The 25,738-nt window shown below is 70.3% G+C and carries 21 protein-coding genes; 13 read left to right on the top strand and 8 right to left on the bottom strand.

Going from position 1 to position 25,738, the window contains the following annotated elements:
- Positions 1-29: 29 nt before the first annotated feature.
- Both HMPREF9058_RS10620 and purE read left to right on the top strand, forming a co-directional pair.
- Entirely contained in the window at positions 30-1,325 is a 1,296-nt protein-coding gene (locus tag HMPREF9058_RS10620; RefSeq protein WP_009407027.1) for a 5-(carboxyamino)imidazole ribonucleotide synthase, read from the top strand.
- A gap of 51 nt (positions 1,326-1,376) precedes the next feature.
- On the top strand, positions 1,377-1,928 hold the full coding sequence (gene purE, locus HMPREF9058_RS10615; protein WP_009747952.1) for a 5-(carboxyamino)imidazole ribonucleotide mutase: 552 nt from the start codon (positions 1,377-1,379) through the stop codon (positions 1,926-1,928).
- 43 nt (positions 1,929-1,971) lie between these two features.
- On the opposite strand, the gene HMPREF9058_RS10610 is transcribed toward purE, so the two are convergent.
- Complete coding sequence (locus HMPREF9058_RS10610; RefSeq protein ID WP_009407215.1) at positions 1,972-2,976, bottom strand: Abi family protein; 1,005 nt, start codon at positions 2,974-2,976, stop codon at positions 1,972-1,974.
- A gap of 189 nt (positions 2,977-3,165) precedes the next feature.
- On the opposite strand from HMPREF9058_RS10610, the gene galE reads away from it, so the two are divergent.
- Positions 3,166-4,155, top strand: coding sequence for a UDP-glucose 4-epimerase GalE (gene galE, locus HMPREF9058_RS10605; RefSeq protein ID WP_003787093.1), 990 nt, complete (start codon positions 3,166-3,168; stop codon positions 4,153-4,155).
- Between the two features lie 84 nt (positions 4,156-4,239).
- On the opposite strand, the gene HMPREF9058_RS13865 is transcribed toward galE, so the two are convergent.
- Together HMPREF9058_RS13865 and HMPREF9058_RS10595 are read right to left on the bottom strand one after the other, a co-directional pair.
- Positions 4,240-5,736, bottom strand: coding sequence for an LCP family protein (locus tag HMPREF9058_RS13865; RefSeq protein WP_009407294.1), 1,497 nt, complete (start codon positions 5,734-5,736; stop codon positions 4,240-4,242).
- Between the two features lie 15 nt (positions 5,737-5,751).
- The gene (locus HMPREF9058_RS10595; RefSeq protein ID WP_009407228.1) at positions 5,752-7,026 is read right to left on the bottom strand and encodes an LCP family protein; all 1,275 of its coding nucleotides are present in this window, start codon (positions 7,024-7,026) and stop codon (positions 5,752-5,754) included.
- A gap of 119 nt (positions 7,027-7,145) precedes the next feature.
- Between HMPREF9058_RS10595 and HMPREF9058_RS10590 the strand changes: the two genes are divergently transcribed.
- Complete coding sequence (locus tag HMPREF9058_RS10590; protein WP_139019022.1) at positions 7,146-8,099, top strand: glycosyltransferase; 954 nt, start codon at positions 7,146-7,148, stop codon at positions 8,097-8,099.
- 35 nt (positions 8,100-8,134) lie between these two features.
- On the opposite strand, the gene HMPREF9058_RS10585 is transcribed toward HMPREF9058_RS10590, so the two are convergent.
- Positions 8,135-8,548 (bottom strand): DUF2304 domain-containing protein, encoded by a 414-nt coding sequence (locus tag HMPREF9058_RS10585; protein WP_003787089.1) that lies wholly within the window; start codon positions 8,546-8,548, stop codon positions 8,135-8,137.
- A gap of 22 nt (positions 8,549-8,570) precedes the next feature.
- Positions 8,571-9,287, bottom strand: a complete 717-nt coding sequence (locus HMPREF9058_RS10580) for a glycosyltransferase family 2 protein (RefSeq protein ID WP_009747848.1) — start codon at positions 9,285-9,287, stop codon at positions 8,571-8,573.
- Between the two features lie 253 nt (positions 9,288-9,540).
- Here HMPREF9058_RS10580 and HMPREF9058_RS10575 point away from each other — a divergent pair, with 253 nt between their 5' ends.
- From HMPREF9058_RS10575 to HMPREF9058_RS10555, 5 genes are all read left to right on the top strand, one after another.
- Positions 9,541-10,944, top strand: coding sequence for a glycosyltransferase (locus HMPREF9058_RS10575; RefSeq protein ID WP_009747787.1), 1,404 nt, complete (start codon positions 9,541-9,543; stop codon positions 10,942-10,944).
- A 221-nt stretch (positions 10,945-11,165) separates the two neighbouring features.
- Positions 11,166-11,822, top strand: a complete 657-nt coding sequence (locus HMPREF9058_RS10570) for an acyltransferase (protein ID WP_043538173.1) — start codon at positions 11,166-11,168, stop codon at positions 11,820-11,822.
- The gene (locus tag HMPREF9058_RS10565; protein ID WP_009747834.1) at positions 11,822-12,955 is read left to right on the top strand and encodes a DegT/DnrJ/EryC1/StrS aminotransferase family protein; all 1,134 of its coding nucleotides are present in this window, start codon (positions 11,822-11,824) and stop codon (positions 12,953-12,955) included. The genes HMPREF9058_RS10570 and HMPREF9058_RS10565 overlap by 1 nt, the downstream gene beginning before the upstream one ends.
- A gap of 1 nt (position 12,956) precedes the next feature.
- The gene (locus HMPREF9058_RS10560) at positions 12,957-14,024 is read left to right on the top strand and encodes a Gfo/Idh/MocA family protein (protein WP_009407429.1); all 1,068 of its coding nucleotides are present in this window, start codon (positions 12,957-12,959) and stop codon (positions 14,022-14,024) included.
- 26 nt (positions 14,025-14,050) lie between these two features.
- On the top strand, positions 14,051-15,400 hold the full coding sequence (locus HMPREF9058_RS10555) for a lipopolysaccharide biosynthesis protein (RefSeq protein ID WP_009747940.1): 1,350 nt from the start codon (positions 14,051-14,053) through the stop codon (positions 15,398-15,400).
- Here HMPREF9058_RS10555 and HMPREF9058_RS10550 read toward each other — a convergent pair.
- Together HMPREF9058_RS10550 and wecB are read right to left on the bottom strand one after the other, a co-directional pair.
- The gene (locus tag HMPREF9058_RS10550; RefSeq protein ID WP_009747774.1) at positions 15,394-16,512 is read right to left on the bottom strand and encodes a glycosyltransferase family 4 protein; all 1,119 of its coding nucleotides are present in this window, start codon (positions 16,510-16,512) and stop codon (positions 15,394-15,396) included. The two genes, HMPREF9058_RS10555 and HMPREF9058_RS10550, sit on opposite strands and share 7 nt — an antisense overlap.
- Positions 16,513-16,541: 29 nt before the next feature.
- Positions 16,542-17,624 (bottom strand): non-hydrolyzing UDP-N-acetylglucosamine 2-epimerase, encoded by a 1,083-nt coding sequence (gene wecB / locus HMPREF9058_RS10545; RefSeq protein ID WP_009407130.1) that lies wholly within the window; start codon positions 17,622-17,624, stop codon positions 16,542-16,544.
- Positions 17,625-17,914: 290 nt separating this feature from the next.
- Here wecB and HMPREF9058_RS10540 point away from each other — a divergent pair, with 290 nt between their 5' ends.
- From HMPREF9058_RS10540 to HMPREF9058_RS10530, 3 genes are read left to right on the top strand one after another with little or no spacing between them, the layout of a single operon-like run.
- A complete protein-coding gene (locus HMPREF9058_RS10540; RefSeq protein ID WP_009407018.1) occupies positions 17,915-19,069 on the top strand; it encodes a glycosyltransferase in 1,155 nt (384 codons plus the stop codon).
- Positions 19,066-20,487 (top strand): glycosyltransferase, encoded by a 1,422-nt coding sequence (locus HMPREF9058_RS10535; RefSeq protein ID WP_009407351.1) that lies wholly within the window; start codon positions 19,066-19,068, stop codon positions 20,485-20,487. Before HMPREF9058_RS10540 ends, HMPREF9058_RS10535 begins: the two co-directional genes overlap by 4 nt.
- Complete coding sequence (locus tag HMPREF9058_RS10530) at positions 20,484-22,586, top strand: DUF6541 family protein (RefSeq protein WP_009407240.1); 2,103 nt, start codon at positions 20,484-20,486, stop codon at positions 22,584-22,586. The genes HMPREF9058_RS10535 and HMPREF9058_RS10530 overlap by 4 nt, the downstream gene beginning before the upstream one ends.
- 56 nt (positions 22,587-22,642) lie before the next feature.
- Here the strand turns inward: HMPREF9058_RS10530 and HMPREF9058_RS10525 are convergent, their stop codons facing one another.
- A complete protein-coding gene (locus tag HMPREF9058_RS10525) occupies positions 22,643-24,205 on the bottom strand; it encodes an asparagine synthase-related protein (RefSeq protein WP_009407395.1) in 1,563 nt (520 codons plus the stop codon).
- Positions 24,206-24,433: 228 nt separating this feature from the next.
- Here HMPREF9058_RS10525 and HMPREF9058_RS10520 point away from each other — a divergent pair, with 228 nt between their 5' ends.
- Complete coding sequence (locus HMPREF9058_RS10520) at positions 24,434-25,738, top strand: nucleotide sugar dehydrogenase (protein ID WP_009747871.1); 1,305 nt, start codon at positions 24,434-24,436, stop codon at positions 25,736-25,738.

Below are 25,738 nucleotides of genomic sequence, written 5' to 3'. Positions count from 1 at the left end.
GATGAGCGACATGCGGGTAGCCTTGGGGTGTGAGCGCACCCATCGTTGCCGTGATCGGAGGCGGGCAGCTGGCCCGCATGATGCAGGAGGAGGCCAGTGCTCTGGGGATTCACCTCAGGGCGCTGGTGGAGGCCGCGGACGGGTCCACCGGACAGGTGACCCCGGACGCCCCCGTCGGAGCCGCCGACGACGAGGCTGCCGTACGCGCCGTCGTCACCGGGGACGGTAGTGACGGGCCCGCAGGTGGGCCGGCCTCGGTCCTCACCTTCGAGCACGAGCACCAGGACTCGGCCCTTCTGGAGAGGCTCCAGGCCGAGGGGGTCAGTGTCCAGCCCACCCCGCAGGCCCTGACTCTGGCCCGCGACAAGCTCGCCATGCGGCGGATGATGAGTGAGGCCGGGCTCCCGCAGCCCGCCTGGGCGGAGGTCGGCGGGCCGCAGCAGGAGAGCGCCGAGCAGATGGTCGATGCCATCGATGCCTTCGCCGCCGAGCACGGCTGGCCCGTGGTCCTCAAGACGCCGCGTGGAGGCTATGACGGCCACGGGGTGCTGCTGGTGCGCAGCGCCGAGTCCCTGCGCCAGGGCGAGGCGGCCGACTGGATCGCCTCGGTGGCGCGCGCCCGAGCGGGCCAGGGCGACGGCCGCGGGGCCGGAGGGGGAGGCAGCCTCGGAGGTGCGGCGGTGACCAGTCTCCTGGTGGAGCAGGCGATCCCCTTCACTCGCGAGCTCGCTGTCCTGCTGGCCCGCACCCCCAGCGGGCAGGTCGCGGTGTGGCCGGTGACCCAGACGGTCCAGGAGGACGGCATGTGCGCCGAGGTCCTGGCGCCGGCGCCCGGTCTCGACTCGGCCGCCGTCGAGGAGGCCGAGCTCATCGGCCGCACGATCGCTGAGCGCGCCGGGGTGACCGGGGTGCTCGCCGTTGAGCTCTTCGCCGTGGAGACCTTCGGGGAGCCCACGCGCCTGTACGTCAACGAGCTGGCGATGCGTCCCCACAACTCCGGGCACTGGACCCAGGACGGGTCTGTCACCAGCCAGTTCGCCCAGCACCTGCGGGCGGTTCTCGACCTGCCGCTGGGTGCCACGGAGGCCACGGCGCCCACCACCGTCATGGTCAACCTCATTGGCGGCCGTCGCGAGCCGGGACCCGACGCCCTGGCCCGGGCCATGGCTGCGCACCCCGAGGCCCGTATCCACCTCTACGGCAAGCAGTGGCGAGCGGGCCGCAAGCTCGGGCACGTCACCATGACTGTCGGTCCGGACCAGGAGGTCGCCGACGTCGTCGAGCAGGCGCGCGGGGCCGTTGCCATCCTGCGCGGGGACGCCTGAGCCGGACGCATCCAGACCGCAGCACGCAGGACACGACAGGGAGGACATTTCATGAGTGAGCTCAGCGCAACGACGACGGGCACGCAGGACGCGGGGCGGCCGGTGGTCGGCATCGTCATGGGGTCGGACTCGGACTGGCCGGTCATGGGGGCCGCCGCCGAGGTCCTCGACGAGTTCAAGGTGGCCTACGAGGCCGACGTCGTCTCCGCCCACCGCATGCCCACCGAGATGATCGACTACGGGCGCGCCGCTGCTGAGCGGGGGCTGCGCGTCATCATCGCAGGCGCCGGGGGAGCGGCTCACCTGCCCGGGATGCTGGCGGCCGTCACCGAGCTGCCGGTGATCGGGGTGCCGGTGCCGCTGAAGTACCTCGACGGCATGGACTCCCTGTTGTCCATCGTGCAGATGCCCGCTGGGGTCCCGGTGGCCACCGTCTCCATCGGCGGGGCCCGTAATGCCGGGTTGCTGGCGGTGCGTATCCTCGCCTCCGGCCAGGGGCCGGAGGCCGCCCGCCTGGGCGCCGCCATGCGGGCCTTCCAGGCAGACCTCAGCGAGGTCGCCCATGCCAAGGGCGCCGCCCTGCGCGAGCGGCTGCAGGATTGACGATCAACCGTTTGCGGGACGAGTGCGAAGGTCGCTGGCTGTGTCAGGAGCCGGCCGTGAAGGCCTCTTGCCAGAACTCATCGGCGTCCCAGTCGGCTTTCATTCCCAGGGCATTCAGTGGGATGCGTTGATATTCGCCTAAAAGAGAGTGCAGCCTCAGGGCCCACGTCGAGTGCGGGCTGATGGTGAACAAGATCGACTGAAGAGAGACGAGAACGGGGTAGAGTCTCTTTCGTTCTAGAGCTCTTGGATTGCCGGTATCAAAGGTGCTGCGATCGGTGAGCCAGCGGACGGTCGGGCTTCTGGAGATCGCTGGATATACGCCGAGGAACCTGTTCCAGAGACGTCCGTGGTGGGCGCAGATGTTGCGCACCCTCACGTAGGTCTTGAGCCAGGACTGCAGTACCTGGTCAGGGAGGTTGAGCTCTCTTGCAATTTTCTTGCGATACCTGAGGGTCAGGTTGGCGTAAAGGTGATGAAGCTCGCCGGCGGTGAGCAGCTCGATGACCAGCCAAGACGGTGGTGTCTCTGGAGACGAGTAGGTGGCGAGGTAGTGCGAGAGGGCATCAGGGTAGTGGAGGTGATCCGCCTGTTCGCCGCGATCTGAAGGAGTGCGCTGTCGTTCGCGTTCTGTCAGGGCTTCGATGCGTTCAATCGTTGTGGAGTATCCTTTTCGGCTTTGATAGTTGGAGGCGTTGTGGTACCAGAAGGCTCCGCCTTCGCCGTGTATTGACATTGTGTTGGACACTGCGGCGCGCACCGTGACCTCGACGCGTTCAAGGGCGTCCATTGTCATGAGGCGCAGCTGGCGATCGAACACGTAGATATAGAGGATGTCGTCGAAGGTGGTGCCCGACTTGAAGGAGTGGGTGGTTCGGTCGGCTTGGAAGGGGATTGTGTAGGGAGAGAGCCGATAGTATCCGATGTGTCGGAGGTATCTGGCGGCGCGATTCCGGTCCGTGATGATGAGTCCGCGTTCAATGTAGCGCTCAATGAGCTCGTTCTCGTCGAGTGCTGGTTTATCGTAACGTTGACCTGGAGGATTCATCCTCCAATGGTAAGGTGTTGGCGTGTAAAAACCCCCCGATTTGGGCGTGCTCTGGCGAGCGAGAGGCCTGGGGGGTGTTGTGGTGTCAGTGTACACCGGTGTGCGGGGTGTTGGGTGAGGAATGTGCTGACGCGTGGATCTCGCGTTCGTTTCTGTTCGTTTCTGAGCGAGCGTGGGTAGACTGGGGGCATGAGCATTCTCGTTGCTGGAGGCGCCGGCTACATCGGCGCGCACGTGGTCCGACTTCTCCTCGAGCGCGGGGAGGAGGTCGTCGTCGTCGATGACCTGTCCTACGGGACGCCGGAGCGAGTCAAGGGGGCCTCCCTCGTCGAGCTCGACGTCGCCAGCGGCCAGGCCCCACAGACCCTCGCCGAGGTCATGGACTCGCACGGCGTCACCGCCGTCATCCACTTCGCCGCTCGCAAGCAGGTGGGCGAGTCCGTCGAGCGCCCCGCCTGGTACTACCAGCAGAACGTCGGCGGCCTGGCCAACATGCTGCTGGCCATGGAGACCGCCGGCGTCAAGCAGATGATCTTCTCCTCCTCGGCCGCCGTCTACGGCATGCCTCCGGTGGAGGTCGTTCCCGAGGACATCGACTGCCGTCCCATCAACCCCTACGGAGAGACCAAGCTCATCGGGGAGTGGATGATGGCCGACGCCGAGAAGGCCTGGGGACTGCGCTGGGCCGGCCTGCGCTACTTCAACGTCGCCGGAGCCGGCTGGGACGACCTGGGCGACATGGCCACCCTCAACCTCATCCCCATGGTCCTCGACCGCCTCGCCAAGGGCGAGACCCCCAAGATCTTCGGAACCGACTACCCCACCCCCGACGGCACCTGCGTGCGCGACTACATCCACGTCAAGGACCTGGCGGTCGCCCACATCGCCGCCCTGGACTACCTGGCCGGCGGCCAGGAGATGGCCGAGCACGTCTTCAACGTCGGCACCGGCCAGGGCGCCTCGGTGCGGGAGGTCGTCTCCAAGGTCATCGCCTCCACGGGCCTGGACCTGGAGCCCGAGGAGCTCGCCCGCCGCGCCGGCGACCCGCCCCAGCTCATCGGCAACGCCACCCGCATCGGCGAGGTCCTGGGATGGAGGGCCGAGCACGACCTGGACGACATCGTCGCCTCCTCCTACACCTCCTGGCAGGCCGACCCCAACCGGCCCCACTTCGGCTGAGCGGTCCCAACACCACGGCGTGCGGGCCGGTTCCCCCTCTCCCGGGGAACCGGCCCGCACGTGTTCGTCTTCGGTGACTGAGCGTCAGGACTGGTTGAAGTCCGCCGCCGTCAGCTTCCCGTCGCGCAGCTTGGAGAAGAAGTCCGGTGCGGTCGTGTCCCGCAGCAGCACCGTTTCGCCGATGTCGGCGTCCTCAGGGGAGTAGGCGGGATCCTCAATGGGCGGGGCCCCGGTCAGGCCGCCATTGGAGGCGGAGCGGAAGGCCAGCACCATCTGGGCGATGCTCATGGTGCCGGCGCTGCGATCCACCGTGAGCGCGTTCGTACCGGCGTCGACCAGCGCGTCCTGCCGGGAGAAGGAGAAGGCGGTGGACGGCGCTGCCGCCTTGGAGACCACTGCGGAGATGACGGCGCGCTGGCGCTGACCGCGACCCACGTCACCTGTCGGGTCCGACTTTCGCATCCGGGAGTAGGCCAGCGCCTTCGTCCCGTCCACCGTCTGACACGTGCCCTGAGAGGTGTCCCAGACCAGGCCGGAGTCCTCATCGGCGACGTCGTAGTCCAGGCAGACGTTGACCCCGCCGACGGCGTCGACCATCTGGGACACCCCGGTCATGCCGACCTCCACATAGTGGTCCACGGTCAGCCCGGAGAGCTTCTCCACGGTCTGGACCAGCAGCTTGGGGCCGCCGAAGGAGTAGGCGGCGTTGATCTTGTTCTCCCCGTACTCGGGGATGTCCACGAAGGTGTCGCGAGGCAGGGAGGTCAGGCTCGTCTGTCCGTTCTCCGCCTTGTGCAGCAGCATGACGGAGTCGGCGCGCGCCCCCTCGGTCTCGTCCTGGACAGCACCTCCGCGCGCGTCCGAGCCCACGATGAGCCAGGTCTCGCCCGGAGTGTCCGCCGCCCCGGACAATGCGTCGACGCGATGGAGCTGGGAGGAGACGTCGTTCCACAGCCAGGCGACCCGCGCTGCGATGAGAGCCAGGACGACAACGATGACGACGACCGTCCAGCCCACGATCCGGCGCCACCTGGGACGGGTGCGCTGCGGCCGCTGCGGACGCTGGGGCGTGAGTGAGGGTCCACCTGCAGCGGGCTCCTGCGGCGACTGCCGGCCCGCGGAGCCCACGGGGTAGGTTCCGCGCCGCACGGGTAAGGCCTGCGTGCGCTCCGGCCCGGCTGTGCCGCTGCCTCCGTCGGTGTCCGCTTTCAGGGGGATCGCACTCGACCCGGTCCGGGCGTGGCTGCCCCGTTGAGACGGGGCGGAGGGGCGACGGGGCTGGACCGACGGCGGCTGCTGCCCCTCTCGCGCGGAGGCGGGCTGAGCCGAGGCCGGCTGGTCGCCGTCCTGACGGCCCAGGACCGAGTGTCGCTGGGGGCGGCGGGCGGCGGTTGATGACGGGCGGCGCGGGGCGCCACCGGCAACGTCAGTGGGCTGGGCGACTGCCTCGCCGCCGGACGCCTCCCCGCGCTCGCGGCTGCGCTGGTTGACAGCATCGATGGGACGCTGCCTGCGTTGAGGCCTGCCTCCGCTGGAGCCGGGGGTGATCGAGGGCGGTAGTGAGTCGTCTGTCGGAGTCACACCACTGATTCTGCCTCAGGCGGGGCAGGCAGAGGTGGTCGGCTTCGCGGCGGGTTGCTGCTGGGGGGTGCTCGCCTTGGGCGCCTGGGTGGACGGAGCCGGCGTCGGGGTGGGCTGGGAGGGCTCGGAGGACTCCGAGGACTCGTCAGTGTTCTCCGAGGCGGAGCCGTCCGCGGTGGCGCTCGAGTCCGACGAGGCGGGTGCCGAGGTGTCGGAGGGGATGGGCTTGTCGTCCTCGAGGGCCTTCCAGACCTTCTTGGCGCCCTCGGCGGGGACCACCTGGTTCGGGTTGTCTGCGGGCTGGTTCGGCATGGTGACGAAGTTGATCTTGTCGACGCCCACGCCCTGGATGGAGTAAGCCAGGCCCGACAGGTTGCCGATCTGACCGATGCGCTCGGACGTGGTGAGGGTTTCCAGGGTGGAGGTCAGGAAGCCGGACTGCGTCAGGAGGCTGGAGGACAGCGCCTTGGAGGCCATGGCTCGCATGAGGTTCTGCTGACGGGTGATACGGGAGAGATCCGAGCCGTCGCTCACCCCGTGCCGGACGCGGGCGTACTGCAGGGCGTTCTCGCCGTTCAGCTTCTGGCAGCCCTCATCGAGCTTGAAACCGGTGTACTCGGAGTCGTCAATGGCCTCATCGACCTGTACGTGGACGCCGCCGAGGGAGTCGACCACCTTGGACAGGCCTGAGAAGTCGACGACGACGAAGTCGTCGATACGCACGTGCGTCAGCTTCTCCACGGTCTTGAGGGTGCAGGCGGCTCCGGAGGCAACGGCCTTCTTGTCGTCGCTGCTGCTGCCGGCTCCGTTGGCGAAGGCGGAGTTGAACGGTGCGTCCTCGCTGGCGTCGGTCTTCCCGCCGTCGAGGGTCGTGCACTCGGGGATGTCGACCAGGGTGTCGCGGGGGATGGACACGGCGTCGACGCGCGTGCGATCAGCCGAGATGTGCATGACCAGCGCCGTGTCGGAGCGGGCCACGGAGACCTCGTCGTCGCCCTGCGAGCCGTCGACGTTGTTGTTCCCCGCGCGCGAGTCGGTGCCCAGGATCAGGAGGTTGACGGCTCGGCCCTCGTAGCTGTCCGGCGGCTTCGTGCCGGGCCGGTCCTCCTCGGTCAGAAGGCTGTCGATGTTGAACCAGGCGATCCGCGACTGGATGTTGTGCCACGCGAAGCCCGCGGCGGAGACGACGAAGATCGTCACCGCGAGCAGGCTGAGTCCCACTCGCCGGGCCAGGCGGCGTCCGAGTTCCTTGGAGGAGTGTCGCGCATTCGGCTTACTGAACTGAGGCACGGAAGCGATCATAGGGAACGAGACTGCTAAACCATATGGGTCTGCCTACACCTGTTACATGAGATTTACCCAATGCTGGGTGAAGCCCCTCACACGGGTAACAGGGCTAGGCTCTGTCCGTGACCAGTGTTGCCAAACCCACGCCGACCAGTGCCTCGGCCGCTCCCGTCAGTGCTCCGGATCAGGTAGGGGAGCGCTCGGAGGGTCGGGCCCTCGCACCCGATGAGCAGAGCGTGCGAGTGGTGACGGTCGCCTTCAACCCGGGTGAGGAGCTGGAGCGCTTCCTGGCCTCCTTGGCCACGGCGACGGCGCGCAGGCTCGTCGTCGTCATCGCGGACAACGGCACCGAGCACGACGTCGTCACTGCTGCTGCTCAGCGGCACGGGGCGCGCGTCGTCGGGGACGGCACCAACCTCGGTTACGGGGCGGGCGCCAACCTGGCGGCCGCGGATCTGGAGGAGGACTGGATCGTGGTGGCCAACCCCGATCTCGTCTGGAGGCCCGGGAGCCTCGACGTCCTCATTGATGCGGGCCTGGCCAACCCGGCGGCCGGCTGCCTGGGGCCCCTTCTGCTCAACCCCGACGGCACCGTCTACCCCTCCGGACGCGCCCTGCCCTCCTTGGTCAAGGGTGCCGGGCACGCCGTCCTGGGCCGGATGTGGCCGGCCAACCCCTTCTCCGCCGCCTATCACACCGCCGATCAGGGCGGCTCGGGCGGATCGCGGACGGTGGGCTGGCTCTCGGGGGCCTGCCTACTGCTGCCCGCCGCCGCCTGGAGGCGCCTGGAGGGCTTCGACGACGACTACTTCATGTTCTTCGAGGACGTGGACCTAGGGGAGCGGGTCGGACGGGCCGGCTGGCTCAACGTGCAAGTGTCGGACTCCGTCGTCGTCCACGAGCAGGGGGCCAGCTGGAAGACCCGCCCCGAGAAGATGATCCGGGCGCACCACGCCTCCGCCCGCCACTACCTCAACGGCGTCTACAACGCCCCGTGGCAGGCGCCGGTGCGCTGGCTGCTCAGCGGCGGGCTGCGCCTGCGCGAGGAGCTCGAGGTCCGCGCCTCCCGGCACTGAGGGGGAGTGCCCGCTGCTCTCCGGGAGCCTCGGGGTCAGTCGTCGGTCTCAGCGGTGAGCCGCGCGCCGGCAGGGGGCTCGGGGGCGTTGTCCAGGGCGATGCGGCGAGCCAGGTGAGTGATCTGCCGCTCCCTGGCGCTGTTGCGCCTGAAGGAGGAGAGGATCTGCGCCAGGAAGGCGATGACCAGGGCGTAGAGCAGGAAGTCAGTGCCTCGCCCGACTCCCATCCGGTGCGCGATCGAGCTCATCACCCAGGGGAAGGTGATGTTGAAGACGGCGAAGGCCACGAAGGCCAGGGTGACCAGTCTACGGGCGGCCATGTGGCGGGCCCCGCCGGGGGTGCGCAGCATCATCCAGCCGACGGCGATCACGGCCAGGATCAGGGCGGCCTGGATGTAGAACTGGTGGTTCGTGATCGGCGTGACCCGGGTGGCGAACTGATGAATCATGGGCTGTGCCTTCCGTGCGGGCTCAGGAGAAGAGCAGGTCGACCAGGATGTTGACCGAGTTCCACAGGGACTGGCCCTTGGCGCGGGAGTAGTCGGTATAGACGATGTGCACCGGGAACTCGCGCCAGGGCATGCCGGTGGCGCCGATCTGGCGAATGATCTCGCTGGCGTGCGCCATCCGGTTCTGCCTGAGGTCGAGCTGCGCCAGGACGTCGCGGCGGAGCACCCGCAGGCCGTTGTGGGCGTCGGTCAGGCGCATGCCGGAGGTGTGCGAGCTGACGGCCGCCGCCGTGCGCAGGACGATCCGCTTGAGCCACCCCACCGGGGAGGGGCCCTCGAGGAAGCGCGAGCCGAGGACGACGGCGAGATTCTCGGCTCGCGCCGCGGCCACCATGGCGGCGGCGTCCGCGGTGGAGTGCTGGCCGTCGGCATCGAAGGTGACGACGTAGTCGGCATTGGTCTTCTCCAGCACGTAGGAGAAGCCCGTCTGCAGCGCTGCGCCCTGGCCGAGGTTGATCGGGTGGCGCACGACCACGGCCCCCGCGGCGGCGGCCTCCCGGGCAGAGGCGTCCTTGGAGCCGTCGTCGACGACAACGACATGGGGGAAGACTGTGCGGGCCTGGGAGATGACCTCGCGCACGACGGTCGCCTCGTTGTACAGGGGAATGACGAGCCAGGTGTCGGTGACCGGGAGCGCCGGGGTGGGCTCCCCGGTCTGCGATGCGGTGGAGGTAGTCACCACCGCATTCTTGCACGCGAACAGAGGGCGCCAGCCCTCTTGCGGGAGGCGGGGGCGGTCGGCCTTGGTGGGGTAGGTCTCCTTCGGGGCGTGCCCGGGCGGCGTCTGGCGGGGGTGGGTCCCCTAGGATGGGCCCGGTCGTGCAGTGCCCGCCGCCTCCGGCGACCGGAGCGGCACGGCTTCCGGCAGCCACCAGGCTGCCCGGACTCATTCGATCGTCAGGGCGGTGCGAGCCGTCCGCACAGGAGTCGCCGTGGCCACCAGCATCGCCCCGTCCGCCGATGTCCCTCCGGGTTCCAGCCGGGAGGGGAGTGACGGCGCTCATGGTGCCGGTGGCACCGGCAGTGCGCCCGGCCGAGCGGATGCGGCGACCGCGTCCCCGAGGGGTGCTGGGGCGGTGGGCCGTCGCAGTCTGCTCCTGCTCACCGACGCCTTCCCCTACGAGGTGGGGGAGGAGTTCCTCGAGCAGGAGATCGAGACCCTGTGCGCCGCATACGACGAGGTCGTCATCGTCCCGATGCGCCTGAGCCAGGGGGCCCGTCAGACCCGCGACCTGCCGGCCAATGCCCGCTGCGCCCTGCTGCCCGCCTCGCGGCTGGCCGACTGGCGCCTCCAGGCCCTCCTGCGCGCCCCGCAGATTCTGCTGGGCCGCGAGCGCATGGTCGAGACCCCGGTGTGGAAGAGCTTCGGCCGCTTCGGCATGGATGTGCGCTTCGCGGCGATCGCCCTGAGCGCGTACGGACGAATGCGTCGGCTCCTGCCGAGCCTGGGGCTGGAGGGGACGGGGCACCTGACCATCTACTCCTACTGGTTCTTCACCGGGGCGGCACTGGGCGGCATGCTGCGGCGTCGGGAGCTGAAAAGGCGCCCGGTGACGGTGGTCTCGCGAGCGCACGCCTACGACGTTGACGAGGCCGACGCCCCCCGCGGCTACATCCCCTCACGCGCCTTCGTCATGCGGGCCGTGGACCGGGTCTATCCGATCTCGGACTACGCGGCCTCCTTCCTGCACCGGCGCTTTCCCGAGGCCCGGAACATCGAGGTGCGCCGGCTGGGGGTGCCGCCCGCTCCGCGCCACGAGCGTCACCGCACCGAGCCCTTCCAGCTGGTCTCCTGCTCGCACATGGCCCCCTACAAGCGGGTCCACCTCATCGTGGAGGCCGTCGCCGAGCTGGAGCGACGCGGTCGGCGAGTCTCCTGGACCCACATCGGTGAGAACGACGCCGACCGGCTGGCCGCCATGCGGGCCCGGGCCGAGGAGCTGATCGACTCGACCCCGGTGACCTTCACCGGGCACCTGACCAACCGCGAGGTGCGCGAGCTCTATGCCGCCACCGACTTCGCCTGCTTCCTCAACTGCTCCGACGGTGAGGGCGTCCCGGTGGCCGTCATGGAGGCCCAGGCGGCGGGTATGCCGGTCGTGGCCACCGCCGCCGGTGGGACCGGCGAGATCGTCCACGACGGCGAGAACGGCCGGCTCGTCCCGGTGGAGGTCACCGCCGCGCAGGTGGCCGACGCCGTCGAGTCCGTGATGGACCTCAGCGACGCCCAGTACGCAGCCATGAGTGCGCAGGCCCACGCCACCTGGGCGAGGATGTCGGACGCGCAGCGTCAGTACCGGGAGTTCGTCGACGGCCTGGTGGCCCTGGAGGGCTGAGGTCATCTGCCGGGACCGTCTTCCTCCGCCTCTTCCCAGCGGCGTCGCAGAGGAGAGGCGCCGGAGATGTCGTCTCGCGGGGGGGCAGTCCCCTAGGATGGGGCCGGTCGTGCAGCGCCGCCGCCTCCGGCGACCGGAGCGGCACGGCTTCCGGCAGCCACCAGGCTGCCCGGACTCATTCGATCGTCAGGGTGGTGCGAGCCGCCCGCACAGGAGTCGCCGTGGCCACCCGCATCGCCCCGTCCGCAGATGTCTCCGAGGAAGCCGTGCTCGGAGAGGGCACCAGCATCTGGCACCTCGCACAGGTCCGTGAGCACGCCGTCCTCGGGCGGGACTGCATCGTGGGGCGCGGCGCCTACATCGGTGAGGGCGTCGTCATGGGGGACAACTGCAAGGTGCAGAACTACGCCCTCGTCTACGAGCCGGCCCGCCTGGCCAACGGGGTCTTCATCGGCCCGGCGGTCACGCTGACCAACGACCACTTCCCCCGGGCCGTCAACCCCGACGGCTCGCTCAAGTCCGCCGCCGACTGGGAGCCCGTGGGAGTCACCATCGAGGAGGGCGCGTCGATCGGCGCCCGCGCCGTGTGCGTGGCTCCGGTGCGTATCGGGGCCTGGGCCACGGTGGCCGCCGGCGCCGTGGTCACCAAGGACGTTCCCGCCCACGCCCTGGTCGCCGGGGTCCCCGCCCGCCGCATCGGCTGGGTCGGACGCGCCGGTGAGCCCCTTACTCCCTCCGACCCCGGCCCCGACGGCGCCCCGCGCTGGCGCTGCCCCGTCACCGGGACCCTGTACGAGCAGTTCGACGCCGAGCCCGCTGCCGGGTCCGGCTCGCAGTCCAGCTCCGAATCCACCACCATCCGAGAGGTCACCCACTGATGTCACGCGAGTTCATCCCAGCAGCCAAGCCGATCATCGGGCAGGAGGAGCGCGACGCCGTCGACGCCGTCCTCGCCTCGGGCATGGTCGTCCAGGGGCCCCAGGTCAAGGCCTTCGAGGAGGAGTTCTCCGCCCAGGTTGTCGATGGCGTCCACTGCGTGGCCGTCAACTCCGGCACCTCGGCCCAGCACGTGGCCACCCTGGCCAGCGAGCTCCAGGAGCGTGCCGGCGGGGCCCCGGAGGTCATCGTCCCCTCCTTCACCTTCGCCGCCACCGGCAACTCGGTGGCCATCAGTGGTGCCGTGCCGGTCTTCGCCGACATCGACCCGGTGACCTTCACCCTCGACCCCGCCAGCGTCGAGGCCTCCATCACTGAGCGCACGGCGGCCATCGAGGTGGTCCACCTCTACGGTCTGCCCGCCAACATGCCGGAGATCCTCGCCATCGCCGAGCGTCACGGCCTGGCCGTCTTCGAGGACTGCGCCCAGGCGCACGGCGCCGCCATCGACGGCAAGCCCGTGGGCACCTTCGGGGCCTGGGGCTCCTTCTCCTTCTACCCCACCAAGAACATGACCAGCCTTGAGGGCGGCATGATTACCACGGCCGACGCCGAGCTGGCCCGCCGCTGCCGCCTCATCCGCAACCAGGGCATGGAGCAGCAGTACGCCAACGAGCTGGTGGGCCTCAACAACCGCATGACGGACGTGGCCGCCGCCGTCGGCCGCGTCCAGCTGACCAAGCTGGCCGGCTGGACCGCTGCTCGCCAGGCCAACGCCGCGCGCCTCAACGAGCTGCTGGCGGGCGTCGAGGGCGTCGTCACCCCCCACGTCCCCGAGGGTTACACGCACGTCTACCACCAGTACACGATCCGCCTCGAGGGCGCCACGGGCGCCGAGCGCGACGCCGTCCAGGCCGCCCTGCGCGAGGAGTGGCAGGTCGGCAGCGGCGTCTACTACCCGATCCCCAACCACCGCCTGGCCTCCCTTGCCCACTACGCCGAGGGCCTCGAGCTGCCCGGAACCGAGAAGGCCGCTCGCGAGTGCCTCTCCCTGCCGGTCCACCCCTCCCTGAGCGATGCGGACCTGGAGCGCATCGGCCAGGCCGTGGCCGCCACCGTCAAGGCAGGTGCCTGACATGGGTGAGAACGTCGCTCTCGACGGGCAGGCCACCACTGCGCTGCCCGAGGTCCACCACCTCACCGACAAGGGCACGGCGGACAACCCGCTGCGCGTGGGCCTTATCGGCCTGGGCTCCATGGGGCGCCACCACGCCCGGGTCATCCGCGCCACTGAGGGCATGGAGCTCGTGGCCGTGGCCGACCCCGGCGGCGACCGCTTCGGCGTGGCCGGCGAGCTGCCGGTCCTGCCCGATGTCCACGCCCTCATCGACGCCGGGCTTGACGCCGCCATGGTGGCCGTCCCCACCGTCTACCACGAGGACGTCGCCCTGGCCCTGGCCGAGGCGGGCGTGCACACCATGGTGGAGAAGCCCATCGCCCACGACGCCGCCGCGGGCCGCCGCGTGGCCGCCGCCTTCGCCGAGCGGGGCCTGGTGGGCGCCGTCGGCTACGTGGAGCGCTGCAACCCGGCCCTGCGGGCCCTGCGCGAGCGCCTCGACGCCGGTGAGCTCGGTGAGGTCTACCAGGTCCTCACCCGCCGCCAGGGCCCCTTCCCGGCCCGCATCAGCGACGTCGGGGTCGTCAAGGACCTGGCCACCCATGACATCGACCTGACCGCCTGGGTCGCCGGCGCCCGCTACACCTCCGTGGCCGCGCAGGTCACGCACCGCTCCGGTCGCCAGAACGAGGACATGATGGTGGCCACCGGCCTGCTGGAGGGCGGCATCGTCGTCAGTCACCAGGTCAACTGGCTCACCCCCTTCAAGGAGCGCGTCACGATCGTCACCGGCGAGAAGGGCGCCTTCGTGGCGGACACCCTCACCGGGGACCTCACCTTCCACGCCAACGGCACCGTGGCCTCCACCTGGGACCAGGTCGCCGCCTTCCGGGGCGTCAGCGAGGGCGACGTCATCCGCTATGCGATCCCCAAGCGCGAGCCGCTGGCCCTGGAGCAGGAGAACTTCCGCGACGCCGTGCGAGGCGTGGCCCAGCGCCACGTCACCATGGCCGAGGGCGTGGCCACGCTCGACGTCGTCGAGGCGGTCCTGACCTCGGCGAGCGAGAACCGGACGGTCGCGCTCTGAACCGCTCAGCCGCACCGAGCGGCCCCGTGGCGGGAGTACTCGCCCGGGTCCGCTCGGTCATGGAGTCCTCCCCGTTCCTACGCCACGTCCTGACCCTGGTCAGCGGCACGGCCACCGCCCAGGCCATCGTCTTCGGCATGACGATGATCCTCACCCGCATCTTCTCCGACGCGGACCTCGGCCAGCTGGCGCGCTACACCTCGGTCGTCTCGATCATCACGGCTGTGGCGGCCCTCCGCTACGACATGACGATCATGCTCCCCAAGAAGGACGCCTGGGCCCTGGCCTGCGCCCGCCTGGGAATGGTGTGCATCGTGGTGGTCTCGGTCGCCTCGAGCGTCGTGGCCTTCCTCCTCAAGCCGCTGGTCACCCGGTACTGGGGGGCGGATATCGCCGTCTGGATGCCGCTGCTGGGCGTGACCACGCTGCTGCTGTCCACGGTCCAGCTCCTCCAGTACTGGTACAACCGCCAGTCGGACTACCGGACGATCTCGATCAACCGGGTCGAGCAGCAGGTCGGGCAGTCCCTCGGCCAGCTCGTCCTGGGGGCGGCGGGGATGGTCAGCGTCGGAGGCCTGCTGATCGGTCAGACGATCGGGCAGGCCTGGGCCTTCGTCAACCTGGGGCGCAAGGCCAAGCCCTTGCACCGGCCGCTGCCGCCGGAGGCGCCCACCCTGTGGCAGGTGGCCCGCCGCTACCGGCGCATGCCCCTGCTCAACGGCCTCAACGCCTTCGTCGACGCCGTGCGGCTCAACGGCATCAACCTGCTCGTGGGCTCCTACTCGGTGGCCAGCCTGGGGCAGTTCAACCTGGCCTGGCGCTGCCTGGAGGTTCCGCTGGCTCTCATCAACGCCGCCGTGGGGCAGGTCTTCTTCCACAAGCTCGCCACCCTGCGTCCCGGACAGATGCGCCCCCTGGTCCGCCAGGTCATCAAGCGGGTCCTCATCATCGGGACCGCGCCGTTCGTCCTGCTCTACATCGTGTCGCCCTGGCTCTTCCCCCTGCTCTTCGGCAGCAGCTGGACCGAGGCCGGTAGCTTCGCCAGGGCCCTGACCCCCTGGCTGTTCATCCTCCTGGTCACCTCCCCGCTGTCGACTCTCTTCGTCGTCACCGAGAACCAGGACTGGCTACTCATGTTCTCGGTGGTCTACGCCGCCGTCCCCCTGGCCTGGCTCTGGTTCAGCCCGTACTCGCTGCTGACGACCACCTACGTCCTGGGCGCCCTCATGTGCCTCATCCTGGTGGTGCAGATCCTCATGGCCGACGCCGCCGCCCGCCGCTTCGACGCCAGGCCCCCCGCCAGTGAGGCAGACGAGGGCCACTACGAAGCCGCTGACGACTCCGGGGACGCAGCCGGCACGCCCGAGGATCAGTAGGATCTCGAGTACTGGGCGATAGCGGCCTCGTAGGCGCGGCCGTAGGAATGCGCCACCTGACTGGGGGAGAAGGCCCGCGGCAGCGTGTCCTGGATGTCGCGCGCCGTGAGGTCCGTGCACCGTCCCATGACGTCGACGACGGCCCTGGCCCACGCGGCGGGGTCGTCCTGAGGGACGATCTCGCTCACTGAGGGATCCAGGAAGCTGGTGTGCGCCCCCCGGTCACTGGTGACCACTGGCCGGCCGGCGGCAACGGCCTCGGCGGCACCCAGGAAGAAGGTCTCGGCGAGCGTGGGTACGAGGAAGAGGTCGCTGTCGGCCAGGACCTGCTGCACCTGATCACCCGGCAGCTGACCGGTCAGCTCCAGGTCGACGCCCAGGGCGGCCGCGAGATCCGTGCAGCGATCGGCCAGAGGCCCGCCACCCACCCAGGTCAGCCGGGCCGGAACCCCCTGCTGTGCCAGCGCCGCGACCGCCTCAACGGCCAGGTCCGGGCGCTTGCGCTCGATGAGCCCCCCGATGCCGACGATCCGCAGCGTGTCACGACCCAGCTCGATGCTGCGGCGCGGCGCCGGCTCCTCAGGCATGGTGACCTCATTGGGGACCGTCAGGATCTCACCCTCGGGGCGGTAGGCCCGCAGGTCGGCGGCGAGCTGGTCGGAGACGGTGGTGACGACGTCGGGCCGGTGCTCCAGGCGCAGGACCACCTGAGCCCCCGCCCGCGCCAGGGAGCCGAGCTCGGCGCCGCGCTGGGCGACCCCCGACCAGTGCTCCGTGTGGAGCCACGGCTGACGGGGCCGACTCAGGGAGTAGGGCAGGAGGGTGGAGACCGCGTGGGTGTGGACGACGTCGCTGTCCCGAGTCAGCGCCGTCAGCTCCCGCCTGGCCGCGAGCACCTCGTGGGGCCGCGACAGCGACATGGGCAGGCGCACGACGGGCAGCCCCATCACCCGGTCGCGGCGCACCCCGTCATCGACGGAGGCCGAGGCGAGGTGGACGACACGAATGTCATGGCCGGCCGCCGCCATGGAGGCGGCGTGGCGTGCCACGAAGACGCCCAGACCCGGTGAGCGGTGCGTGGGGAACCAGGTGGTGACGATGGTGACGCGCATGATGCTGCCCAGGGAGCCAGTGCGGGCGATCAGCCGGGCAGGTGCTCGGTGAGGGCCTGGACCACTCGGGCCGCGGCGTGGCCGTCCCCGTAGGGGTGGGCATCGGCGTCGGCGGGCTCGGTCGGCCGGGTACGGGAGGCGGCGTCGACCAGGGCCTGACCGGGCTCGACCAGGACGTTCCAGCCCAGGTTGACGGTCTCGACCCACTCGGTCTGGGGACGCACCGTGGTGCACGGCGCCCGCAGGAGGAAGGCCTCCTTCTGCAGGCCGCCGGAGTCGGTGACCACGCCGCGGGCGTGCAGGGTCGAGGCGACGAGCTCGGGGTAGGCCAGGGGCGGGTGCATCCGCAGGTTGCCCGAGTCCTCCAGGGTGATGCCGTGCTCGGCGCACTTGGCCACCAGGCGCGGGTGGGCCAGGAGCACCACCGGGTGATCGACCGCCGCCAGCGACTCCAGGATGGAGCGCAGGCGCTCGGGGTCGTCGGTGTTCTCCGCCCGGTGGATGGTGGCCAGCGAGTAGCCGCCCTCGGGCAGGTCCAGCTCGGTCATGACGGGGGAGGGGGTATCGATGACGGAGTCGCGCACCGAGAACAGGATGTCGGTCATCACGTCGCCCACGACGACGGTGCGCTCTGCCAGGCCCTCGTCCGCCAGGTGGGCGGCCCCCACCTCGGTCGGTGCCAGCAGCAGGTCGGCGGCGTGATCGGTCAGGATCCGGTTGATCTCCTCGGGCATGGCCCGATTGAAGGAGCGCAGGCCCGCCTCCAGGTGGGCGATGGGCACGTGGAGCTTGACGGCGGACAGCGCCCCGGCCAGCGTGGAGTTCGTGTCCCCGTAGACCAGGACCCAGTCGGGGCGATGGGTCTCGATGGTCTCGTCCATGGCCGCGAGCATCGTGCCGGTCTGCACCCCGTGCGACCCCGAGCCGACCCCGAGGTGGACGTCCGGGGCCGAGATCCCCAGGTCGCTGAAGAAGACATCGGAGAGCATCGGGTCATAGTGCTGCCCGGTGTGAACAATCACATGGTCGATACCGGCCTCGCGGAAAGCGGCGTCGATCGGGGCTAGCTTGACGAACTGGGGCCGGGCGCCCACCACTGACATGACACGCATGGTTGAGACTCTACCGTGACTGCGCGGGCTCCAGTGCCATCGAGCGCCAGGGAGTCAAGGACGCGGAGGCCTTTTCGAACGGTCGTGAACATCGTTGGGGCGGCGCTGAAAGGGCGGTACTTCCACGGAGGCCGCCCCCGGCTGCTGAGCTCCACCGCGAGGTACCGGACCGCCGACGTCGTGTCATAACTGTGATCGGCCGATGGTACTATCATTCGCGCTCGAGTCTGTCTGCCTGGTGCGGCCGCGCCTGGTTCCTGAGATACCCCCTAAAGGAGGCGAGGCACCGTATGGCTGCGATCGTCTACCACGCCCCTTTCCCCCTGGATCGGGAGGCGTCGTCGGCTTCCGGTATCCGGCCTGTGCGCATGCTCGACGCCTTCCGGGAGCTCGGTTACACCGTGCTGGACGTGACCGGCTCGGCCCGGGAGAGGGCCCGCCGCCTGCGCGCCCTGAAGGACCGCCTCCAGGGCGGGGAGCGCATCGAGTTCCTCTACTCCGAGTGCGCGACCATCCCCACCATGCTGACCGAGCCGCTCCACCTCCCGCCCCACCCCTTCGTCGACCCGGCGCTCATGGGGCTGATGCACCGGCATGGCGTACCCACGTCCCTGTTCTACCGGGACATCTACTGGGCCTTCCCCGACTACCGCGAGCGGGTCGGGGCCGCGCTGGCCACGGCCATGGGCTGCGTCTACCGCTACGACCTGGCCTGGTACTCGCGCTACATCGACCGCCTCTACCTGCCCTCGATGCGTATGGGTGCCCACGTTCCCGGGTTCCCCGAGGAGCGCATGGCCCCGCTGCCCCCGGGCTGCGAGATCGTTGACGAGGCGCCCTCCTCCCGCCCTGACGGCGAGCTCCACCTGCTCTACATCGGCGGGCTGGGCGGCCACTACCGGCTCCAGGAGTGCCTGCGCGCCGTCGTCGACGTGCCCGGCACCAGCCTGACCATCTGCACCCGCCCCGACCAGTGGGAGGCGGCCGGCGACCAGTACACCGACCTGGTGGAGGCCGCCGGTGGCCGGATCGAGGTCGTGCACCGTTCCGGGGAGGAGCTCACCGCCCTCTACGAGCGCGCCGACCTGTGCGTCCTGTTCGTCGAGCCGGACCCGTATCGGGAGTTCGCCTCCCCGGTCAAGCTCTACGAGTACCTCGGACGCGGCAAACCGGTCATCGCCTCCCAGGGGACCCTGGCCGCCGAGGTCGTGGGCGCCGCCGGCGCCGGCTGGACCCTTCCCTACGACGCCGCAGTGCTCTCCGGACTGCTGCGCAGGCTCCTCCAGCACCCCCAGGAGATCGCCGAGGCCGCCGGCCGGGCCCGGCAGGCCCGCCAGGAGCACACCTGGCTCAGTCGGGCGCGCACGGTCGCCCAGGACATGCGGGCGGTTCGGGCCGGCGCACTGGCCCAGGCCCGCACGCTGCGAGCAGGAGGGAACCGATGAGCGCACGGGGCTTCGTCAAGGCGTCGCTGGGCGCTCTGGTCCTCGGCGGCGCCGCGGCCGCGCTGGCGACGGCGGTGACGTCGCGTCGGTGCGCCCGTTCCGGTCGAGCCGACGGCGTCCTGCTGGCCACCCGCATCCACCTGCCCGAGGCCGCAGCCGCCTCCTTCCGGCTCGACAGCGTGGAGAAGGCGCTCGCGGCCGACGGGACGGCGGTGCGGGTCCTCACCAGCCGGGCCCCGGCCGACGCGCCGCAGGGTGAGCCCGATCCTGAGGGGGTCCAGGTCTCGCGCTGGCCGGTCCTGCGGGACTCCTCGGGCTACCTGCGCGGCTACGTGCCCTACCTGTCCTTCGATCTGCCCCTGGCTCTCAGGCTGCTGGTGGCCCGTCGGCCGGAGGCGATCCTCGTGGAGCCGCCCCCGACGACCGGTGCGGTCGTGCGGGTCGTGGCGGCCCTGCGCGCGATTCCCTACGTGTGGTACGCCGCGGACGTCTGGTCGGCGGCAGCGGCCTCCACCGGAGCGGCCGACATCGTCGTGCGGGCCGTCGAGAAGCTCGAGGCCTTCGCCGTCGGCGGGGCGGCTCGGGTCATCGCCGTCAATGACGGAGTCGCCCAGTCCGTCGCCGAGCTCGTGAACGCGGCACCGGACGACGAGTCCTGGGCACAGCGGATACGGGTCGTGCCCAACGGGATCGACACCGCTGTCTTCGACGCGCACGGGCCGACCCCCTCCGAGCCGGACCGTGCGCGGATCGGGCTGAGCGGGCCGTACTTCGTCTACGCCGGAACGGCCTCGGAGTGGCAGGGCGCCGACGTCTTCGTCCACGCCCTGGCCCAGGTGCGGCGCACCCACCCGAAGGCCCAGCTGCTCTTCCTGGGCCGGGGAACGGCCTGGCAGGAGATCACCCAAGCCGCCTCCCAGCTGCCCGCGGGCCCCGACGGCGCCCCGGCCGTCATCATGCACCCGGCCGTGCCCGCGGCCGAGGCCGCCGTGTGGCAGCGGGGCGCCGCAGCGGCCCTGGTGTCCATCAAGCCCGGGCAGGGCTACGACTTCGCCTACCCCACCAAGGTCCTCTCCGCCCTGGGATGCGGCACACCGGTGCTCTTCGCCGGTCGCGGGCCGGTGTCCGCGGACGTGCGCGACTTCGACCTGGGATGGGCGGCCGAGCACGACGCGGCGGCGGTCGCCGAGGCCATGCGCACGGCGCTGGACACCTACGATGCCGAGATCGCCTCGGGTACGCGGCCCGCCACGGCGCAGCGCTTCCACGACTGGGTCGAGGACCATCGCTCGCTGCGTGCCACGGGGCAGTCCGCCGCCCGCGTCGTGCAGGAGGCCGCCGGCAGGGCCGGTGACAGCAGTGAGGAGAGTGCAGGGGTCCATGAGGTACGTCGAGTGAGTGAGGCGCAACGTTGGTGACCAACAGCCTGGTCGACTGGTTCAACACCCTGCCAACCGCGGTCCTGCTTCTGTCTGCGCTCTTCGGGGTCGGGTGGCTCGTGCTGCGCGCCGCCGGGATGAGAGGGATCCGTCCCGTCGCGCTGGCCCCGACCATCAGCGCCCTCATCCTGACGGCCGACGGGCTCTTCCAGGCCGCCGTCGGCAAGCCCTGGGGCTGGATCCCCGTCATGGTGACGACCGCGCTCCTGGCCCTTGCCGCCACCACGGCGAAGCGTCTCATCGACCGCTGGGACCCGGGGATCCTCCTCATGCCCGAGGACCAGCGGGAGGGCATGACCATGCGCACCGACGGCGGACGCGCCGAGCGCAGGCTCTTCCTGACGGTCCTGGTGTTCTGGGCCGTCACCGCGCTGCCCGTCATTCTCACGATCCCGCCCAACGCGGTCTCCCAGAGCGGTGACGCCCTCTACCACTACATGCAGGTCGCCATCATCGAGCGCGAGGACTACGCCTCGATGTTCAACCCGAACGCCGGCATGTTCGGGCTCACGAGCCACGCGGGCTTCTACCCGATCGTGTGGCACCAGGTCGCCAGCCTGGGAGCGTGGAGCTGGCGCGAGACGCTCATCGCCAACAACGTCCTGCTGCTGGCCGTGGCGCTGGTGTGGTACCTCGGCCTGGTCTACCTGGCTCGTACCGCGCTGCCCAAGGTCCGCCACGCCCCCTACCTGGCACTGGCCGCCTCGCTCCTGGCTCCGGTCTTCCCCTGGCGGCTCACCTACGGTGCGGCGCTGTGGCCCTACTGCATGGCGGTGGCCACCTGCCCGGCCGTCATCGCCATGTCGATCGAGTGCTGGCGCCGTGCCCGCACCCTCATGGTGGTGGCCGCCCGGGAGCAGAACACGTCGGTTTGGGGCGCACGGGCGCGTGCCGCCATGGCGTTGAGCGCCATCATCCCCTTCTTCGTCGGGTCCTGCCTCATCCACACCTCAGCGGCGGCAATGCTCCTGTGGCCGCTGTTCGGCATCCTCCTGTGCCAGGCGGTGCACTCGGGGATCAGGAGCTGGCGCTGCGAGCGGCGCGCTCAGGCCGCGGCTTGGTGGATCGGCGCCGTCCTGGCGGTGGTCGCGTTCGTCGCCTTCGTCGTGCTGCCCGGTCCCCAGCAGCACCACTTCGGCAGGTACACCGAGCTGGACTGGAGCAACCTGACCACCAAACTCCTCATCCCCATCACCCTGAACTACTTCGGCGGCTGGGCCATCGAGTGGATCGAGATGCCGCTGGCGACCCTGTGCCTCCTGGGCGCGGCGATCTGCCTGTGGCGGCGGCGCAACTGGGAGCTGGTGGTGGCCTGGATCTTCAGCATGTCCCTCATCCTGGCCGCCATCGCCCCCATCCCGGTGCTCTCGGCGTTCACCGGCCTGTTCTACCGGGTTCCCCACCGCATCAAGGCGATGACCGCCGTTCTGGCGGTGCTGCTCGTGGTGATCGCCCTGGATGCGCTGCGTACGTGGCTCAGCCCGCTGGGAGCGCGGGCCGGCTCCGCGCTGCGCGGAGCCCTCGGACGTATTGGCCTGGCCTCGGTGAGCACTGCGGTGCTCAGGGCAGGGGCCGCTGTCGCCGTCCTGGCCGTGTGCCTGCCCATCATGCTGATCGGGAGCCGGGCCGTGGCCACCGATGTGCGCGAGGGATATCTTCCGGTGCACGGAGACACCCGCTTTATCGCGGATACGGCCGAGCTCGACATGATCCGCCGCCTGCCCGACGAGCTGCCGGACAACGCCGTCGTCATCGGTGACCCGGTGGCCGGGACCGGCTACATCCCCATTCTCACCGGTATGCGCAGCGTGTGGGTCTTCCCCGGTCAGGCCGCCGACGACCAGGACGGGATCTACCTGCGCGAGAACTTCAACCGGATTCACACCGACCCCCACGTGTGCGAGCTTCTCCAGCGGCACGGGATCCACTACTTCTACGCCGACAAGGACATCGTCTTCAACGGCAACCGGCTCAGCAAGTTCCGACCCGGCCTCTACGGGGTCGACACCTCCAGCGGCTTCACCCTCGTCGACTCCGGCGGCACGGCCTCGCTGTGGCGCATCGACATCTGCGGCTGACGACCTGCTGACGCTCTGACGGCGCCCGTATCGGGGCCTATGAGCTCTCAGAGCTCTCAGCTCGTGGGGGCGACGGGCTCGGCGCCCCAGGTCCCGTCCAGGAACAGCTGCGTCCACAGGCCCGTCGAGGTGGCCCCCCTGGCCATGCGCAGGATCTGCTCGGTGTAGGGCATGGGGGCGTTGAAGGCCTCGAAGGCCATGGGGTGGTGCAGCATGGTGCGCATGGAGACCGCTCGGGACAGCGCCGTGCGGGTTCCGGTGACGGTCAGCGCCGCCATGAGCGCTCGTCGCGGCCCAGCCGGGATCCGCGCGGCCGGCGCCTCGAAGAGCTGGGAGGCAGTGCCCGTCGCCTCGCCGTAGACCTCCGCCGTGAACTGCGCGTACCAGTCGCGAGTGGCGGTCAGCTCCTCCGATCCCCGCAGCCAGGCGCGCCACATCTCGGTGTCGAGCATCGGCAGCGCCCAGCCGTATCCGAAGGCCTCGTAGGCCTTGAAGGACTCGTTGATGTACTTGGCCTGACGTTCCTGGAGGTTGACCCACTCCAGGAGCTCCTGGACGCAGCGCCCGCCTCCAGGAAGGTCCTCGCCCGGGTTGGTCGGGAAGGAGACCTCCTGGGCTCCCTGCACCACGGCTCGGCGCAGCAGGGGCAGGTGGCGCCACGCATCGCGGTCCCCCTGAAGCAGCGAGTGGTGGCGGGCCACGGTGGTGAGTACCTCGTTGCGTGAGGGGCTGCCCTCGAGCAGGTGCTCGTCATGCATGTTGCCGACGATCGTGTGGCCGGGCAGGAACACCGCATCGGTGTCGATCAGGGCCTGGCGGCGCATCTGGAGCAGGGCGTACCAGTCCTGGACGTGCGGCAGCGAGGTCAGGCCCCAGGTGCGCCTCTGGAAGTCGACGCCGTTGGGCCCGGCCCAGCTGCGAGCCACCTCGGCGGGGTCCAGGTCGACCGTGAACCAGTCCAACTCGAGCGCCTCGGCCACGCCCCGGGAGATGGCGACCTCAGAGCTGCCCGGCACCCCGTAGGTGAAGGTCACCACGTCGCGGGCCCCGTGGCGCTTGAGCCAGACGGCCAGCAGCCGGGAGTCCAGCCCACCGGAGAGGGGAACGAGGATCTGGCGGCCGTCGATCTCCTGAAGGACGCGCTCGACCGCGGTGTCGAGCGCGCTGCGGAAGACGGCCGCGAACTCCTCTGGGGAGGTGATCGGGTCAGCGGCGTACCGGTAGGTCTCCCACGAGTGGCTGCTCCAGGTGCCGTCGGGGCGCAGCTCCACCACCGATCCGGCCGGAGTGGCGTAGACCTCGTGGGCCAGTGTCCGCGTCCCGGGGGTGAAGCCGGCGTGCAGGAAGACCTCGGCGGCCTCCTCGTCGCGCACCCAGGCCGGGGCGTGTCGGTGCAGCTCCTCAGGGTCGTCGCTGATGACCCAGGTGTCGCCCGCGCGGGTGAACAACAGGTGGTGGGAACGGGTGCGGTCCGTGCTCAGGCGCACGAGGCCGTCGTCGGCCTCGATGAGTGTCCAGGCCCCCGTGCGCCGCTCGGGCCGCTCGCGCCGCAGGGACTCCAGGTCACCGGACCCGGGCGGCAGCGGTCGCCACAGGTGGTACTGGGGCGCTGAGGACACTGGGGACGCTGCGGACGCTGGGGGCACAGCGCCTGCGGGACCGTGCGTCCACGTCGGAGACGTCAGGTGAAGGCGGTATCCGGAAGGGGACGTGTCCGTGCGGTCCGTGTGGTCCAAGTCGTGCATGTGGACATGGTAAGCGCCGTATCATACGGAGGGCTGCTACCCGAGCCGCCACCTGAGCATCAACCTGAGCCTCAGCCTGATCCGTCGGAAGGACCAACCCGTATGCGCATCGCCGTCGTCGCCCTGGGCAAGATCGGACTGCCTCTGGCCGTCCAGTACGCAGACAAGGGCCACGAGGTCGTCGGAGTCGACGTCAACCCCGCCGTCGTCGAGGCCGTCAACGCTGGAACCGAGCCCTTCCCCGGCGAGGCCCACCTGGCCGAGAAGCTCGCCGCCCTGAGCCCCGCCACCGGCAACGGCGCCCTGCGCGCCACCACCGACTACGCTGAGGCCATCCCCGAGGCCGACGCCATCGTCCTGGTCGTGCCGCTCTTCGTCAACGACGCCACCTGGGAGCCGGACTTCGCCTGGATGGACGACGCCACCCGCTCCCTGGCCGCCCACCTGACCCCCAACACCCTCATCTCCTACGAGACCACCCTGCCCGTGGGCACGCTGCGGGGCCGCTTCAAGCCCATGATCGAGGAGATCAGCGGCCTGAAGGAGGGGACCGACTTCCACCTCGTCTTCAGCCCCGAGCGGGTCCTCACCGGCCGCGTCTTCGCCGACCTGCGCCGCTACCCCAAGCTCGTGGGTGGTCTGGACGAGGCCGGCACCCAGGCCGGCATCGCCTTCTACGAGTCCGTCCTCGACTTCGATGAGCGCGACGACCTGCCCCGCCCCAACGGCGTGTGGGACATGGGCACCGCCGAGGCCGCCGAGATGGCCAAGCTCGCCGAGACCACCTACCGCGACGTCAACATCGGCCTGGCCAACCAGTTCGCCGTCTACGCCGACAAGGCCGGCTTCGACATCGAGCGCGTCATCGAGGCCTGCAACTCCCAGCCCTACTCCCACATCCACCGCCCCGGCATCGCGGTGGGCGGGCACTGCATCCCGGTCTACCCGCGCCTGTACCTGTCCACCGACCCCGACGCCTCCGTGGTGCGCACCGCCCGCACCTTCAACGCCACGATGCCCGCCTACGTGGTGGGTCGGGCCACCGAGGTGCTCGGCTCGCTCAAGGGCCTGCGCGTCGTCGTGCTGGGGGCCTCCTACCGCGGCAAGGTCAAGGAGACCGCCTTCTCCGGGGTCTTCCCCACCGTGGAGGCCCTGCGCGAGGCCGGCGCCGAGGTCCTCGTCCACGACCCCATGTACACCGACGAGGAGCTGGCCGGTTTCGGCTGGACCCCCTACCACCTGGGGGAGCAGGTCGACGTCGCCATCGTCCAGGCCGACCACCCCGAGTACGGCGAGCTCTCCGCCGCCGACCTGCCCGGGCTGCGCCTCCTGCTGGACGGGCGCCGCGCCACCGACGCCGCCAAGTGGACCGGTGTGCCGCGCCTGACTATCGGCGGAGGCGAGTGA

The sequence above is a fragment of the Actinomyces sp. oral taxon 175 str. F0384 genome, from assembly GCF_000223355.1.
GTDB lineage: Bacteria > Actinomycetota > Actinomycetes > Actinomycetales > Actinomycetaceae > Actinomyces > Actinomyces oris.
Note: the sequence above shows the minus strand (reverse complement) of the source record. Positions and strands in the feature narration are given on the sequence as shown.

What these genes read in the sequence shown, in the direction of transcription:
- purE (WP_009747952.1), top strand. Translation starts at nt 1,377, where the DNA reads ATGAGTGAGCTCAGCGCAACGACGACGGGCACGCAGGACGCGGGGCGG.
- HMPREF9058_RS10610 (WP_009407215.1), bottom strand. Translation starts at nt 2,976, where the DNA reads ATGAATCCTCCAGGTCAACGTTACGATAAACCAGCACTCGACGAGAAC.
- galE (WP_003787093.1), top strand. Translation starts at nt 3,166, where the DNA reads ATGAGCATTCTCGTTGCTGGAGGCGCCGGCTACATCGGCGCGCACGTG.
- HMPREF9058_RS10585 (WP_003787089.1), bottom strand. Translation starts at nt 8,548, where the DNA reads ATGATTCATCAGTTCGCCACCCGGGTCACGCCGATCACGAACCACCAG.
- HMPREF9058_RS10565 (WP_009747834.1), top strand. Translation starts at nt 11,822, where the DNA reads ATGTCACGCGAGTTCATCCCAGCAGCCAAGCCGATCATCGGGCAGGAG.
- HMPREF9058_RS10560 (WP_009407429.1), top strand. Translation starts at nt 12,957, where the DNA reads ATGGGTGAGAACGTCGCTCTCGACGGGCAGGCCACCACTGCGCTGCCC.
- HMPREF9058_RS10550 (WP_009747774.1), bottom strand. Translation starts at nt 16,512, where the DNA reads ATGCGCGTCACCATCGTCACCACCTGGTTCCCCACGCACCGCTCACCG.
- wecB (WP_009407130.1), bottom strand. Translation starts at nt 17,624, where the DNA reads ATGCGTGTCATGTCAGTGGTGGGCGCCCGGCCCCAGTTCGTCAAGCTA.
- HMPREF9058_RS10540 (WP_009407018.1), top strand. Translation starts at nt 17,915, where the DNA reads ATGGCTGCGATCGTCTACCACGCCCCTTTCCCCCTGGATCGGGAGGCG.
- HMPREF9058_RS10535 (WP_009407351.1), top strand. Translation starts at nt 19,066, where the DNA reads ATGAGCGCACGGGGCTTCGTCAAGGCGTCGCTGGGCGCTCTGGTCCTC.
- HMPREF9058_RS10520 (WP_009747871.1), top strand. Translation starts at nt 24,434, where the DNA reads ATGCGCATCGCCGTCGTCGCCCTGGGCAAGATCGGACTGCCTCTGGCC.